Annotated in this window: 13 protein-coding genes and 1 tRNA gene; 11 read left to right on the forward strand and 3 right to left on the reverse strand. The window is 68.8% G+C overall.

Going from position 1 to position 14,144, the window contains the following annotated elements; translation table 11 throughout:
- Positions 1-5: 5 nt before the first annotated feature.
- Positions 6-593: an NADH-quinone oxidoreductase subunit B gene (locus tag PGN25_14615; GenBank protein ID MEH3118783.1), complete on the reverse strand. Its 588-nt coding sequence runs from the start codon at positions 591-593 to the stop codon at positions 6-8.
- 52 nt (positions 594-645) lie between these two features.
- A complete protein-coding gene (locus PGN25_14620) occupies positions 646-1,011 on the reverse strand; it encodes an NADH-quinone oxidoreductase subunit A (GenBank protein ID MEH3118784.1) in 366 nt (121 codons plus the stop codon).
- A 624-nt stretch (positions 1,012-1,635) separates the two neighbouring features.
- Here PGN25_14620 and PGN25_14625 point away from each other — a divergent pair.
- Positions 1,636-1,712 (forward strand) — tRNA-Asp (locus PGN25_14625).
- 172 nt (positions 1,713-1,884) lie between these two features.
- Positions 1,885-2,373 (forward strand): CAP domain-containing protein, encoded by a 489-nt coding sequence (locus PGN25_14630; GenBank protein ID MEH3118785.1) that lies wholly within the window; start codon positions 1,885-1,887, stop codon positions 2,371-2,373.
- A 35-nt stretch (positions 2,374-2,408) separates the two neighbouring features.
- On the opposite strand, the gene PGN25_14635 is transcribed toward PGN25_14630, so the two are convergent.
- Entirely contained in the window at positions 2,409-2,840 is a 432-nt protein-coding gene (locus PGN25_14635; GenBank protein MEH3118786.1) for a pseudoazurin, read from the reverse strand.
- A 299-nt stretch (positions 2,841-3,139) separates the two neighbouring features.
- Between PGN25_14635 and carB the strand changes: the two genes are divergently transcribed.
- The 9 genes from carB to accC all read left to right on the forward strand — a co-directional run bounded on the left by carB (position 3,140) and on the right by accC (position 14,066).
- Positions 3,140-6,628, forward strand: a complete 3,489-nt coding sequence (carB, locus tag PGN25_14640) for a carbamoyl-phosphate synthase large subunit (protein MEH3118787.1) — start codon at positions 3,140-3,142, stop codon at positions 6,626-6,628.
- Positions 6,629-6,763: 135 nt separating this feature from the next.
- Complete coding sequence (gene greA, locus PGN25_14645; GenBank protein MEH3118788.1) at positions 6,764-7,240, forward strand: transcription elongation factor GreA; 477 nt, start codon at positions 6,764-6,766, stop codon at positions 7,238-7,240.
- 4 nt (positions 7,241-7,244) lie between these two features.
- Positions 7,245-7,739, forward strand: coding sequence for a hypothetical protein (locus PGN25_14650; GenBank protein ID MEH3118789.1), 495 nt, complete (start codon positions 7,245-7,247; stop codon positions 7,737-7,739).
- Positions 7,740-7,855: 116 nt separating this feature from the next.
- Positions 7,856-8,980, forward strand: a complete 1,125-nt coding sequence (locus PGN25_14655; GenBank protein MEH3118790.1) for a mitochondrial fission ELM1 family protein — start codon at positions 7,856-7,858, stop codon at positions 8,978-8,980.
- 155 nt (positions 8,981-9,135) lie between these two features.
- Positions 9,136-10,110, forward strand: coding sequence for a thioredoxin-disulfide reductase (gene trxB, locus PGN25_14660; GenBank protein MEH3118791.1), 975 nt, complete (start codon positions 9,136-9,138; stop codon positions 10,108-10,110).
- A 619-nt stretch (positions 10,111-10,729) separates the two neighbouring features.
- Positions 10,730-11,620 (forward strand): LysR family transcriptional regulator, encoded by an 891-nt coding sequence (locus PGN25_14665; GenBank protein ID MEH3118792.1) that lies wholly within the window; start codon positions 10,730-10,732, stop codon positions 11,618-11,620.
- A gap of 116 nt (positions 11,621-11,736) precedes the next feature.
- A complete protein-coding gene (gene aroQ / locus PGN25_14670; GenBank protein ID MEH3118793.1) occupies positions 11,737-12,192 on the forward strand; it encodes a type II 3-dehydroquinate dehydratase in 456 nt (151 codons plus the stop codon).
- 19 nt (positions 12,193-12,211) lie between these two features.
- Positions 12,212-12,688, forward strand: coding sequence for an acetyl-CoA carboxylase biotin carboxyl carrier protein (gene accB / locus PGN25_14675; GenBank protein ID MEH3118794.1), 477 nt, complete (start codon positions 12,212-12,214; stop codon positions 12,686-12,688).
- Positions 12,689-12,698: 10 nt separating this feature from the next.
- Positions 12,699-14,066: an acetyl-CoA carboxylase biotin carboxylase subunit gene (accC, locus tag PGN25_14680; protein MEH3118795.1), complete on the forward strand. Its 1,368-nt coding sequence runs from the start codon at positions 12,699-12,701 to the stop codon at positions 14,064-14,066.
- Positions 14,067-14,144: the final 78 nt, after the last annotated feature.

Raw genomic sequence — 14,144 nt, forward strand, 5'->3', positions numbered from 1 at the left:
CTCCCTCACCGCTCGATCGTGCCGATGCGGCGGATCTTCCGCTGCAGCAGCAGGACGCCGTAGAGCAGCGCCTCGGCGCTCGGCGGGCAGCCCGGCACGTAGATGTCGACCGGCACCACCCGGTCGCAGCCGCGCACCACCGAGTAGGAATAGTGATAATAGCCGCCGCCGTTGGCGCAGGAGCCCATCGAGATGACGTAGCGCGGCTCCGGCATCTGGTCGTAGACCTTGCGCAGGGCCGGGGCCATCTTGTTGGTCAGCGTGCCGGCGACGATCATCACGTCGGACTGCCGCGGCGAGCCGCGCGGGGCGAAGCCGAAGCGCTCGCAATCGTAGCGCGGCATCGACATCTGCATCATCTCGACCGCGCAGCAGGCGAGCCCGAAGGTCATCCACATCAGCGAGCCGGTGCGGGCCCAGTTGATGAGCTCGTCGGCGGATGTGACGAGGAAGCCGCGGTCGGCCAGTTCGCTGTCGATCGACAGGAAGGTCGGGTCGTTCGCGCCGATCGGGCGTCCGGTCGCGGGATCGATGATGCCCTTCGGGGCCGGCGCGATCTCGGGCGCGCGGGAGAGGGTCGGAGTCAGGGCCATGTCTGCCTCTGAGCGAGAGCGGAAGGGAAGCGACGCGGAAGCGGCCCGCGCCTCAGTCCCATTCGAGGGCGCCCTTGCGCCACTCGTAGACGAAGCCGACGGTGAGGACGCCGAGGAAGGCCATCATCGACCAGAAGCCGAACCAGCCGAGCTCCCCGAAGGTGATCGCCCAGGGGAACAGGAAGGCGACTTCGAGATCGAAGATGATGAACAGGATCGCCACGAGGTAGAAGCGCACGTCGAACTTCATGCGCGCATCGTCGAAGGCGTTGAAGCCGCATTCGTAGGCCGAGAGCTTTTCCGGATCGGGGCTCGAATAGGCCACGACGAAGGGTGCGATCAGCAGCGCCGCCGCGATGAACAGCGACACCCCGATGAACACGATGAGCGGCAGGTAGTCTGCCAGCAGGCCGGTCATACCGCACCTCTCGTATGGTTGCGCGTGAGGATCATGGAAGACGGCCCTCGCGACGGTTTCCGGCACGCGGAATCCCTCGGGTGGAATTCCTCCAATGCCAGACTGAGCGCGGGCGAGGCTTAGACGAGCCCCCCCGGCGAAACAAGGGTATTGCGCGTCGCACAATCACCGCATCGGCTGACAGGCGGACACTTTCTTGCACTTGGCCTTGCCCTCGGCGTTGCCCTTGGGCCTTGCCCTTGGCACGGGACGGAGTGGCGCAGCCCTGACGGCATGCGGCGGGCAGGATCTTCATCCATGTCTCCCGGTTGCGGCTGGGACGCAAAGCACGCATCCGCTCAGGGACGCAGGCCAAAAATGTCCGATGTGCGCGGTGTCGCCGGGAGCGCTTCACGGCGCTTGCGTGGGCTCAGGGCGGCGTCGCTTCGAGAGACGCCGGGCTGCCGGCTCGGGTTTTTCGCGCGGGCCCTGGTCCCCGGAGCCGCGAGGCCGCTCCCTGTCAGGCCTCCGTTCTCCGTCGCCGAACCGTCGCATTTCGCGCTTCCGCTGCTTGACAGCCCAGGGCGCCACACCTAAACCCCGCCTCGTCGCCGACACGGGCCCAGCCGGCCGGTGACGCAGAGTGCGGGCGTAGCTCAGTCGGTTAGAGTGCCGGCCTGTCACGCCGGAGGTCGCGGGTTCGAGCCCCGTCGCCCGCGCCATGTTTCCAAGCACTTAGCATCGACTCTGCTCACCTTGCCGGACTCGTCTGGCCGGCATCGTCGGAGTTTTCGGTGCACGTCTGTTCGCCCGCGGCGCCCGGCGGCCGTCGCCCCGATTTCGCCGCATCGGCCAGGGAAGCGAAGGCTCCTCTCGTCTCCCCTGACCCGTCCGATGCCGAACCTGCGCCTTCCCGCCGCCGCGACCCTCCTCGCGTTGACGCTCGCCGGATGTGGCGGATCTCCCGTCCTCGACACGGACCTGCCGACCCTGCCGGCGATCCTCGACGAGCAGGCGGCCGCCACGGCGATCTCGCGTTACCGCGCACAGCACGGCCTCGGCCCCGTCGCGATCGATTCGCGCCTGATCACGGCCGCCTCGTTCCAGGCGCAGGCCAATGCCAGGGCCGGGCGTCTCAGCCACGAGATCGCGGGCAGCTTCGACGGCCGCATGGCGGGCGCCGGTTTCGGCAGGCGCTACGCCTCCGAGAACCTGAGCGCCGGCTCCGAGACCTTCGATCAGGTGTTCGCCCGCTGGAAGGCATCCCCTGAGCATAACCGCAACATGCTGATGCCCCAGCTCCGGCGCGTCGGCATCGCCCGGGTCGATGCCCCGGCGACACGCTACAAGCGGTTCTGGGCGCTGGTGATGGCCGGCGATTGAGGACGGCCCGAGCCCCGAGGGCCGGGCCGCCCCCGTCACGGGATCTGAGCGAAGAGCGGATCGAGACGCTTCTGCGTCAGCTTGTTGTGCTGGACGCTTTTCGCGGCCTCAAGGTTGTCGCGCCTGTCGCCCACCACCACCAGGGCGACCATGCCCATCATGTAATGCGGCGCGCATTTGAAGCCGTAGACGCCCTCACGCTCGAACTTGACCACGGCCTCCTGACCGACCGTGGTCTTCACGTATTCCGCGCCCTCGGGCGCCATGCCCTTGATCGTCTCGACGTTGTGCCCCTTGTCGGCGGGCAGGAACCTGATGCTGTCGCCGGGCTTCAGCCGCACGAGGGCCGGATCGAACACCATCACCCCGCCCGGACCGCTGTTGAGCAGCTTGACCGGGATCTCGTCGGCCGCAGCCGGCAGAGCGGCGGCGAGAGCGGCGGCAGCGATCAGCGCCCTGAAGACCATCGTTCGTTTCCTCGGAATGATTCTTAGGATCATCGACACATATCGTCGATATTCGCGAGATATCGACTCTTCATCGAATCATCAAATCATCATTTACCTGCAAAATTGAATAATTATACTTCGAATCGCCCTTGCGGAAAGGCATTCCGGCGGTTGGAGGAGGCGGCCCTTTCAAACCTGCGCGGCTGCGTGTAAACGCGGGGCTTGACGATCATCCCAGATGCCTGCGCCCCTTGGCGTCGCCTTCCCACCGGCGGTGCGCGAGGGCGAGCGCGCGCGATCAAGGTCCAAGGCGCTCAATGCCGAAACGCACCGACATCTCCTCCATCCTCATCATCGGTGCGGGGCCCATCATCATCGGGCAGGCCTGCGAGTTCGACTATTCCGGCACACAGGCCTGCAAGGCCCTGCGGGAAGAGGGCTACCGGATCGTCCTGGTGAACTCGAACCCGGCGACGATCATGACCGACCCGGACATGGCCGACGCCACCTATGTCGAGCCGATCACCCCGGAGATCGTCGCCAGGATCATCGAGAAGGAGCGGCATGTTCTCGAAGGAGGATTCGCCCTCCTGCCGACCATGGGCGGCCAGACCGCGCTGAACTGCGCGCTCTCCCTGAAGCGGATGGGCGTGCTGGAAAAATTCGGCGTGCAGATGATCGGCGCGACCGCGGAGGCCATCGACAAGGCGGAGGACCGCAACCTCTTCCGCGATGCGATGACCAGGATCGGCCTGGAGACGCCGAAATCCGCGCTCGCCAACGCCTCGGCGGCCAAGAAGGCCGACCGCGACCGCTACCTCGCCGAGAAGGCGCGGATCGAGGGTACGCAATCGGACCCGGCCGCCCGCGAGGCGGCGCTCGCCGAGTTCGAGCGGCAATGGAGCGGGGCTGAGGGCGACCGGCGGCGGCGCTACATCGAGCACGCGCTGGGCCAGGCGCTGATCGCGCTGGCCGAGGTCGGACTGCCGGCGATCATCCGCCCCTCCTTCACCATGGGTGGCACCGGCGGCGGCATCGCCTACAACCGGGAGGAATTCCTGGAGATCGTCGAGCGGGGCATCGACGCCTCGCCGACCAACGAGGTGCTGATCGAGGAGAGCGTGCTCGGCTGGAAGGAGTACGAGATGGAGGTCGTCCGCGATCGCGCGGACAACTGCATCATCGTCTGCTCCATCGAGAACGTCGATCCGATGGGGGTGCATACCGGCGATTCGATCACCGTCGCCCCGGCGCTCACGCTCACCGACAAGGAATATCAGGTGATGCGCGACGCCTCGCTCGCCGTGCTGCGCGAGATCGGCGTCGAGACCGGCGGCTCGAACGTGCAGTTCGCGATCAACCCCGAGAACGGGCGGATGATCGTGATCGAGATGAACCCGCGCGTCTCGCGCTCCTCCGCGCTCGCCTCGAAGGCCACCGGATTCCCGATCGCCAAGGTCGCGGCCAAGCTCGCCGTCGGCTACACCCTGGACGAGATCGCCAACGACATCACGGGCGGCGCGACGCCGGCCTCGTTCGAGCCGACGATCGACTACGTCGTCACCAAGATCCCTCGGTTCGCGTTCGAAAAATTCCCGGGCGCCGAGCCGACGCTGACCACCGCGATGAAGTCGGTGGGCGAGGCGATGGCGATCGGCCGCTGCTTCTCCGAGTCGCTCCAGAAGGCTCTGCGGAGCCTCGAAACCGGCCTCACCGGCCTCGACGAGATCGAGATCGAGGGCTTGGGCAAGGGCGACGACCACAACGCCATCAAGGCCGCGCTCGGCACGCCGACGCCCGACCGGCTGCTCAAGGTCGCCCAGGCGATGCGCCTCGGGATCAGCCACGAGGAGATCCACGCCTCCTGCAAGATCGACCCGTGGTTCCTGGAGCAGCTCCAGGCCGTCGTCGATCTGGAGGACCGGGTGAAGGCGCACGGCCTGCCGAAGACCGCGGGCGCCTTCCGCCAGCTCAAGGCCGCCGGCTTCTCCGATGCCCGCCTCGCCGTCCTGGCGGACACCGACGAGGACGCGGTGCGCGCCGCCCGCCGGAGCTTGGGCGTGCGCCCGGTCTTCAAGCGGATCGACACCTGCGCCGCCGAGTTCAAGGCGCCGACCGCCTACATGTACTCGACCTACGTCGCGCCGTTCGCCGGCCGGACCGCCGACGAGGCGTACCCGTCGGACAAGAAGAAGGTCATCATCCTCGGCGGCGGGCCGAACCGGATCGGCCAGGGCATCGAGTTCGACTATTGCTGCTGCCACGCCTGCTTCGCGCTGACGGAGGCCGGCTACGAGACCATCATGGTCAACTGCAACCCGGAGACGGTCTCGACCGACTACGACACCTCCGACCGGCTCTATTTCGAGCCGCTGACCGCCGAGGACGTGCTGGAGATCGTCGAGACCGAGCGGCAGGCGGGCCGGCTCCACGGCGTGATCGTGCAGTTCGGCGGCCAGACCCCGCTCAAGCTCGCCCGCGCGCTGGAGGGAGCCGGCGTGCCGATCCTCGGCACCTCGCCGGACGCGATCGACCTCGCCGAGGACCGCGACCAGTTCAAGCGGCTCTTGGACAAGCTCGGCCTCAAGCAGCCGAAGAACGGCATCGCCTACTCGGTGGAGCAGAGCCGGCTGGTGGCGGCCGAACTCGGCCTGCCCTTCGTCGTGCGCCCGAGCTACGTGCTGGGAGGGCGCGCCATGGCGATCATCCGCGACGAGGCGCAGTTCGCCGAGTACCTCCTCGGCACCCTGCCGAGCCTGATCCCCTCCGACATCAAGGCGCGCTACCCCAACGACAAGACGGGGCAGATCAACACGGTGCTGGGCAAGAACCCGCTCCTGTTCGACCGCTACCTGTCGGACGCCACCGAGGTCGACGTCGATGCGGTCTGCGACGGGCAGAGCGTGTTCATCGCCGGCATCATGGAGCACATCGAGGAGGCGGGCATCCACTCAGGGGACAGCGCCTGCTCGCTGCCGCCGCGCACCCTGTCGCCGGAGCTGATCGCCGAGCTGGAGCGCCAGACCAGGGCGATGGCTTTGGCCCTCAAGGTCGGCGGCCTGATGAACGTGCAGTACGCGATCAAGGACGGCACGATCCACGTGCTGGAGGTGAACCCGCGCGCCTCGCGCACGGTGCCCTTCGTCGCCAAGGTGATCGGCGAGCCGATCGCCAAGATCGCCGCGCGGATCATGGCCGGCGAGCGCCTCGATGCCTTCGGCCTCAAGCCCAAGCGGCTCGACCACATCGCGGTCAAGGAGGCGGTGTTCCCCTTCGCCCGCTTCCCCGGCGTCGACGTGCTGCTCGGGCCGGAGATGCGCTCGACCGGCGAGGTGATCGGCCTGGACGCCGGCTTCGGCGTGGCCTTCGCCAAGAGCCAGCTCGGCTCGGGCACGGCGGTGCCGCGCACCGGCACGGTGTTCGTCTCCGTGCGCGACGACGACAAGCCCCGGGTGCTGCCGACCATCCGGCTGCTCTCCGACCTCGGCTTCACCATCCTGGCGACCGGCGGCACGCAGCGCTACCTGGCGGACGAGGGCATCCCGACCCAGCGCATCAACAAGGTGCTGGAGGGGCGTCCCCACATCGTCGATTCGATCAAGAACGGCGAGATCGCGCTCGTCATCAACACGACGGAAGGGGCCGGCGCGCTCTCCGACTCCCGCTCCCTCCGGCGGGCGGCCCTCTTGCATAAAGTGCCGTACTACACCACTCTGGCCGGTGCGATGGCGGCGGCCGAGGGGATCAAAGCCTATCTCGAAGGCGATCTCCGGGTGCGCGCCTTGCAGGAATACTTCGCGGCCTGAACAGACTCCGCGTGCCGAGCCGTCCGCCCGATCCGGAGCGGGCGGCCTCGGTCCACGCGATCGAGAGCCGTTTCCCGGCCCGGAAGGAGTTTTCGCTCCGGCCGGGCCTCTTCATTGTGGCGCGAGACCATGAGCATCGACAAGCTTCCCATCACGGCACGCGGCTACGCAGCCCTCGAGGAGGAGCTGAAGCAGCGCCAGCAGGTGGAACGTCCCCGGATCATCCAGGCGATCTCGGAGGCTCGGGCGCTCGGCGACCTCTCCGAGAACGCCGAGTACCACGCCGCCAAGGAGGCCCAGTCCCACAACGAGGGCCGGGTGCTGGAACTGGAGAGCATGATCGCGCGGGCCGAGATCATCGACACCTCGAAGCTGTCCGGCGCCAAGATCAAGTTCGGCGCCCGGGTGAAGCTCGTGGACGAGGACACCGAGGAGGAGAAGACCTACCAGCTCGTCGGCGAGCCGGAGGCGGACGTGCGCGAGGGCCGCGTCTCGATCTCCTCGCCCATCGCCCGCGCCCTGATCGGCAAGGGCGTCGGCGACACGGTGGAGGTGACGACGCCGGGCGGCGGCAAGTCCTACGAGGTCGTCGCCATCGAGTGGGGAGCCTGACCCGTTGCGCGCCCTCGGCCTCGCGGCCCTGATCGGCCTCCTCGCCGGGGCCGCTCCTGCCCCGGCGCAGGATTTCGACCGGGTCGGCGGCGTGGCCGTCGACGTGCGCCCGCTTCGGGCCTATGCCCGCGGCCCGCAGGCGGAAGCCCTGCGGGCGGACCTGACCGAGGCCCTGCGGCGCAGCTTCGCCGACCGCATCGTTCGCGGCGGCCCGACGCTCGTCGTGCGGGTGAGCGGTCTCACGCTCAATCCCTATGCCGGCGGCGAGGGCGTCGGCCGCGGCGGCAGCCTCGGAGGCGGCGGCGCGACCGACTACCTCGACGGCGAGGCTCTGCTGGTGGGGCGTGGGGGCGAGATCCTCGCGCGCCATCCCCAGCTCTCGGCCCTGCCCGCGAGTTCCGGCGGCGCGTGGTTCGATCCGGCCTCCGAGCGGCGCCGGCTCGCGGCGCTCGCCGAGCACTACGCGCAGTGGCTGCGGCGGATGCTCCCGGCACGTTAGAGCATCGTCCCGAAAGCCGGTTGCCGGCTTTCGGGAAAAGACGATGCGAAATCGGGAATCGAGAGCACCGTTCTGGATCCGATATCCAGCACAGGTGCTCTCGACCCGATTTCGCGATGGCGGGAGGTTTGCGTCGCGTGAACGAGACAGGGCCTGTGACGGCGGACGCCAGCGTGCCGCCGGATCTCGCGCATGCCCGTGCCTGGATCGTCACGGACGGCAAGGCGGGCGACGAGAACCAGTGCATCGGCATCGCCGAGGCCTTGGGCGTCGCCTGCGAGACGCGCAGGATTCCCGCAGGGCGGCCCCTGACCTGGATGGCGCCCTGGGGTCCGATCGACCCCCGCGACGCACCGGGCCGGGCCGGCGGCCTGCTGGCGGGCCCGCTGCCCGATCTCCTGATCGCCTCCGGGCGGCGGGCCGTGCCCTATCTGCGCGCCGTGCGCCGCGCCTCGGGCCAGCGCACCTTCACCGCCTTCCTCAAGGACCCGCGCACCGGCCACGACACCGCGGATTTCATCTGGGTTCCCGACTACGACGACCTGCGCGGGCCCAACGTCTTCACCACCCTGACCGCCCCCCACCCGGTCTCCCGCGCCCGGCTCGACGCCGCCCGCACGACGCCCGACCCGCGGCTCGCCAGCCTGCCCTGGCCGCGCATCGCCGTGCTGATCGGCGGGGACAGCCGGCACCTGCGCTACCGCAAGGCCGACATGCGCCGGCTCGTGCGCGACCTGACCAAGCTCGCCGACGGCGGCTGCTCGCTGATGCTGACGGTTTCCCGGCGCACCCCGCCGGCCCTGCGCACGGCGCTGGAGAACCTCGCGAGGGAGAAGGGCGGCTTCTTCTGGGACGGCAGCGGGGACAACCCCTACGTCGGCATGCTGGCGATCGCCGACCACATCGTCGTCACGTCCGATTCGGCCAACATGGTGGGCGAGGCGGCGAGCACCGGCGTGCCCCTCCTGCTGTTCGACCTGCCGCGCACCTATATCCGGCACAGGCGGATGTTCGCGGGCCTTGCCATGGCCGGCGCGCTGAAGCCCTTCATCGGCCGCCTGGAGGCCCTGCGCTACGCCCCGATCGACGCGACGCCGACGATCGCCGCGGCCCTGGCCGAGGCCTACGGACGGCACCGGAAGCGCGCCGCGACGGGGACGCGGACGGAGGCGGTCCAAGCCGCACCCGGCGAGCCGCCTTCCGCGCCGGCCTCGGCACAGCCCCCGCGCGGGCCATTCTGAGGCGGCGGCCGACGAAGACGGGGTGTTTTCACGCGCTCCGGTCTTCGGAAGGAAATGTTTGCCCGCGCCGTGCAGGATCGGGCACGACGGGACACAGGACGAGAGAACGGCCGGCTCCGGGAGACCGTGGCCGCCGCGGACAGGAGACGGCACAGATGGCGCACACCCATGCGAGGCTCGTGATCATCGGCTCGGGGCCGGCCGGGTACACCGCCGCGATCTACGCCGCCCGCGCCATGGTCGAGCCCCTGCTGATCTCGGGCTTCCAGCCCGGCGGCCAGCTCATGATCACCACCGACGTCGAGAACTATCCGGGCTTCGCGCAAGCCATCCAGGGCCCCTGGCTGATGGAGCAGATGCGGCTCCAGGCCGAGCATGTCGGCACGAAGATCGTCTCGGAGTACATCACGAAGGTCGACCTCAAGGTGCGCCCGTTCCGGCTGGAGGCCGATTCCGGCGAGACCTACACCTGCGACGCGCTGATCGTCGCCACCGGCGCCCAGGCGAAGTGGCTCGGGCTGCCCTCGGAGGCGAAGTTCCAGGGCTTCGGCGTCTCGGCCTGCGCCACCTGTGACGGATTCTTCTTCCGCGGCAAGGACGTGACGGTGGTGGGCGGCGGCAACACCGCGGTCGAGGAGGCGCTGTATCTGGCCAACCTCGCCAAGTCCGTCACCGTGATTCACCGCCGGGGCGAGTTCCGGGCCGAGCGCATCCTGCAGGAGCGGCTGTTCAAGCACGCGAACGTCTCGGTGAAATGGCACCACGCGATCGAGGAGATCCGCGGCTCCGACACACCGCCCTCGGTCACGCATCTGCGCCTGAAGGATCTGCGCTCCGGCGAGATCGTCGAGCAGCCCACCGACGGCCTGTTCGTGGCGATCGGACACCAGCCCGCCACCGCGATCTTCGAGGGCCAGTTGCCCATGCGCCACGGCGGCTACATCGCGGTGGCGCCGGGCACCACCGCGACGGATATCCCGGGTGTGTTCGCGGCGGGCGACGTCACCGACGACGTCTACCGCCAGGCGATCACCGCGGCGGGCATGGGCTGCATGGCCGCGCTGGAGGCGGAGAAGTTCCTGGCCAACCTCGATGTCGGCGAGAGCCCGGCCAAGGCGGCGGCCGAGTAGGCCGCCTCTCGCCACACCCCGCCGCGCTGTCGGAGCGCGGATGCCGGCCCGGCGATCGGGCGTTATGCGAAGCGTTGCAAATACTGTTTCGGAAGCAAGTACTGTTTCAGAGCCTGTTTGGCTGCAGTGATCCCATCTCGCCCCTCATCCTGAGGTGCCGCGTGAGCGGCCTCGAAGGATCCTCCAGATCCCGCGCGATTCCTGGAGCCCCCTTCGAGGCCTCCGCTGCGCTCCGGCACCTCAGGATGAGGGTTCAGGATGGGAGTAGGACCTTCCTCTCGCCTTGCCGTTGCCTGACGAAGACACGGCGGCCGGTCAAACAGGCTCTCAGAAGAATGTCCGTCCCGCCATCGTGTCGGAGGCTCGGACCGATGCGGGACGGGCCTTCTCGGCGCGCTTCGAAACGTCGTTCGACGCGCATTTCCCTGTTGACGATCGGTATGACGCAACCAAATCGCAAGCTTGTCGTCCTAGCCTGAACGTTGCGGGAGCCGGCTGGTTTCGCGAGAAGGCCTTTCGCCGGGCACGGCGGGAGCGCACAGGCTTTTCGTCGTGCAACGCCCAGGGGTCGCGGGTCCTTTCCGTGACGGGCCGACCTCGGCGGGCGGGAGTGACGGCCTTGGATTGGGACAAGATCCGGATTTTCCTCAACGTCGCGGAGGCCGGCAGCTTCACGCGGGCGGGCGACGACATCGGCCTGAGCCAGTCGGCGGTGAGCCGGCAGATCAGCGCCCTGGAGCGGGAACTGAAGGCGCCGCTGTTCCACCGCCACGCCCGCGGCCTGATCCTCACCGAGCAGGGCGACCTGCTGTTCCGTGCCGCGCGCGACATGAAGCTCCGGCTGGAGAACACCCGCGCCCGCCTCGTCGAGACGAGCGAGCGCCCCTCCGGCGACCTGCGGGTGACGACGACGGTGGGCCTGGGCACCTCCTGGCTGTCGCAGCGCGTCTCCGAATTCCTCGACCTCTATCCGGACGTGCGGATCGAGCTGGTGCTCACCAACGAGGAGCTGGACCTCGCCATGCGCGAGGCCGACATCGCCATCCGCATGCGCCGCCCCGCCCAGCCGGACCTGATCCAGCGGCGGCTGTTCACGGTGCACTATCACGCTTTCGCGAGCTCCGATTACGTCAAGCGCTTCGGCGAGCCCAAGACCATCGCCGATCTCGACGAGCACCGGCTCGTCTCGTTCGGCGGCAACGAGCCGTCCTATCTGCTCGCCACCCACTATCTCGCCAGCATCGGCCGCGAGGGCGACGACCGCCGCCCGGTCCACTTCACGGTCAACAACATCGCCGCCCTCCACAAGGCGATGGAAGCGGGCATCGGCGTCGGCATCCTGCCGGACTACGCCGTCGACGGGAACGAGAGCCTCGTCCAGGTGCTGCGCGAGAGCGAGATGCCGACCATGGAGAGCTATCTCGTCTACGCCGAGGAGATGCGCTCGGTCGCCCGCGTCCAGGCCTTCCGCGACTTCCTCGTCAACAAGGCCCAGCGCTGGACCTACTGAAGCTTGGCCGGATGAGCGGCCGACACCCGCCCTTGTCGCGCCCCGAGTCCCTCGTCTAAGACCGGCCGACCCCGCCGGGTGCCTCGCAACGCTTCCGGCCGACGAAGCCGGACGGCATGATCGCGATCCACTGCCTCAACGGGCCGAACCTCAACCTCCTGGGCCAGCGCGAGCCGGGCATCTACGGCTCGGCCACGCTCGCCGATATCGAGCAAACTCTGCGCGGGCATGCCGCCCGCCTCGATATCGCCCTGACCTTCCGTCAGACGAATCACGAGGGCGAGCTCGTGACGTTCGTGCAGGAGGCGGGTGCGGCCGGGGCCGGCGTGCTCATCAACGCCGCCGCCTACACGCATACATCGATCGCGCTCCGCGACGCCATCGCGGGGGCGGGCGTGACGGCGGTGGAGATCCACCTCTCGAACGTCCATGCCCGCGAGGACTTCCGCCACGTCTCGCGGATCGCCCCGGTCTGTGCCGGTGTGATTTCGGGCTTCGGCGCCCACAGCTACGTTGTCGGGCTCGACGCCCTCGCCCATCTCCTGCGCGGACGCGCCTCGTCCGCCTCCTGACTGCTAGAACCAAGAGCCGATGGCCAAGAACGAACCTTTCGATCCCGAGCTGGTGCGCGAACTCGCCCGGATGGTCGCCGAGACCGACCTGAGCGAGATCGAGGTCGAGAAGGGCGACCTGCGCATCCGCGTCGTCCGCAAGATCGAGCCGGTCACGGTTCAGGTCGCCCCACCGGCTCCCGCCGCGATGGCCGCGCCGGCGCCCGCCGCGGCACCGCCCGCCGCCCTGGCGCCGGCGCCCGCCAGGAGCGGCGCGGGTCATCCCGGCGCCGTGCCCTCCCCGATGGTCGGCACCGCCTACCTGCGCCCCTCGCCGGACGCCAAGCCGTTCATCGAGGTCGGCACGAAGGTGCAATCGGGCGACAAGCTGCTGCTGGTCGAGGCGATGAAGACCTTCAACGAGATCGTCGCGCCCCGCGCCGGCACCGTGACCGCGATCTTCGTCGAGGACGGGATGCCGGTCGAGTACGGCGAAGCCCTCCTCGTCATCGAGTAGCCTCCCTGCGATGTTCGACAAGATCCTGATCGCCAACCGTGGCGAGATCGCGCTCCGCATCCTGCGGGCGGCCAAGGAGCTCGGTATCGCCACCGTCGCGGTCCATTCCACGGCGGATGCCGACGCGATGCACGTGCGGCTCGCCGACGAGAGCGTCTGCATCGGGCCGCCGGCCGCCCGCGACAGCTACCTCAACATCCCCTCGATCATCGCGGCCTGCGAGATCACCGGGGCGGACGCGGTCCATCCGGGCTACGGCTTCCTGTCGGAGAACGCCCGCTTCGCCGAGGTGCTGGCGCATCACAACATCGGCTTCATCGGCCCCAAGGCCGAGCACATCCGGGTGATGGGCGACAAGATCGAGGCCAAGCGCACCGCCAAGCGCCTTGGCATCCCCTGCGTGCCGGGCTCGGAGGGCGGCGTCACCGATCCGGACGAGGCCAGGCGCGTGGCGGCCGAGATCGGCTATCCCGTGCTGGTGAAGGCCGCCTCCGGCGGCGGCGGGCGCGGCATGAAGGTCGCCCGCTCCGAAGCCGAGTTGGAACAGGCCCTCGACATGGCCCGCACCGAGGCCAAGGCCGCCTTCGGCGACGACGCGGTCTACCTCGAAAAGTACCTGACCAAGCCGCGCCACATCGAGGTGCAGATCCTGGGCGACGGGCGCGGGCAGGCGGTGCATCTGGCCGAGCGCGACTGCTCGCTCCAGCGCCGGCACCAGAAGGTCTGGGAGGAAGGCGGTTCGCCCGCGCTCAACGCCGAGATGCGGGCCGAGATCGGCGGCATCTGCGCCAACGCCATGCGTGAACTCGGCTATCTCGGCGCCGGCACCATCGAGTTCCTCTACGAGGACGGGCGGTTCTACTTCATCGAGATGAACACCCGGATTCAGGTCGAGCATCCCGTCACCGAGATGATCACCGGGATCGACCTCGTGAACGAGCAGATCCGGGTCGCGGCCGGCGGCGGCCTGTCGGTGGCTCAGGAAGACATCCGGGTCGAGGGCCACGCCATCGAGTGCCGGATCAACGCCGAGCACCCCGCGACCTTCCGGCCTTCGCCGGGGCTGATCACCTACTTCCACCCGCCGGGAGGTCTCGGCGTGCGGGTCGATTCGGCGGCCTTCCAGGGCTACCGCATCCCACCGAACTACGATTCGCTGATCGGCAAGCTGATCGTGCACGGGCGCACCCGCAACGAGTGCCTGATGCGCCTGCGCCGGGCGCTCGACGAGTTCGTGGTCGACGGCATCGACACCACGCTGCCGCTGTTCCGAACGCTGGTGCGCAACGCCGACGTGCAGAACGGCCTCTACGACATCCACTGGCTCGAGGGCTTCCTGGAGCGCGAGGGCCTGCCGGAGACCGACCAAAGGCGCTGAACGGCGGCGCTCTCCTCAGAACCAAGGCCGGTTCCATCGCGGGGCCGGCTTTTTCGTATCCTCGTCTGTCGCTCCGAA

The sequence above is a fragment of the Methylorubrum populi genome, assembly GCA_036946625.1.
Classification (GTDB): Bacteria; Pseudomonadota; Alphaproteobacteria; order Rhizobiales; family Beijerinckiaceae; genus Methylobacterium; species Methylobacterium populi_C.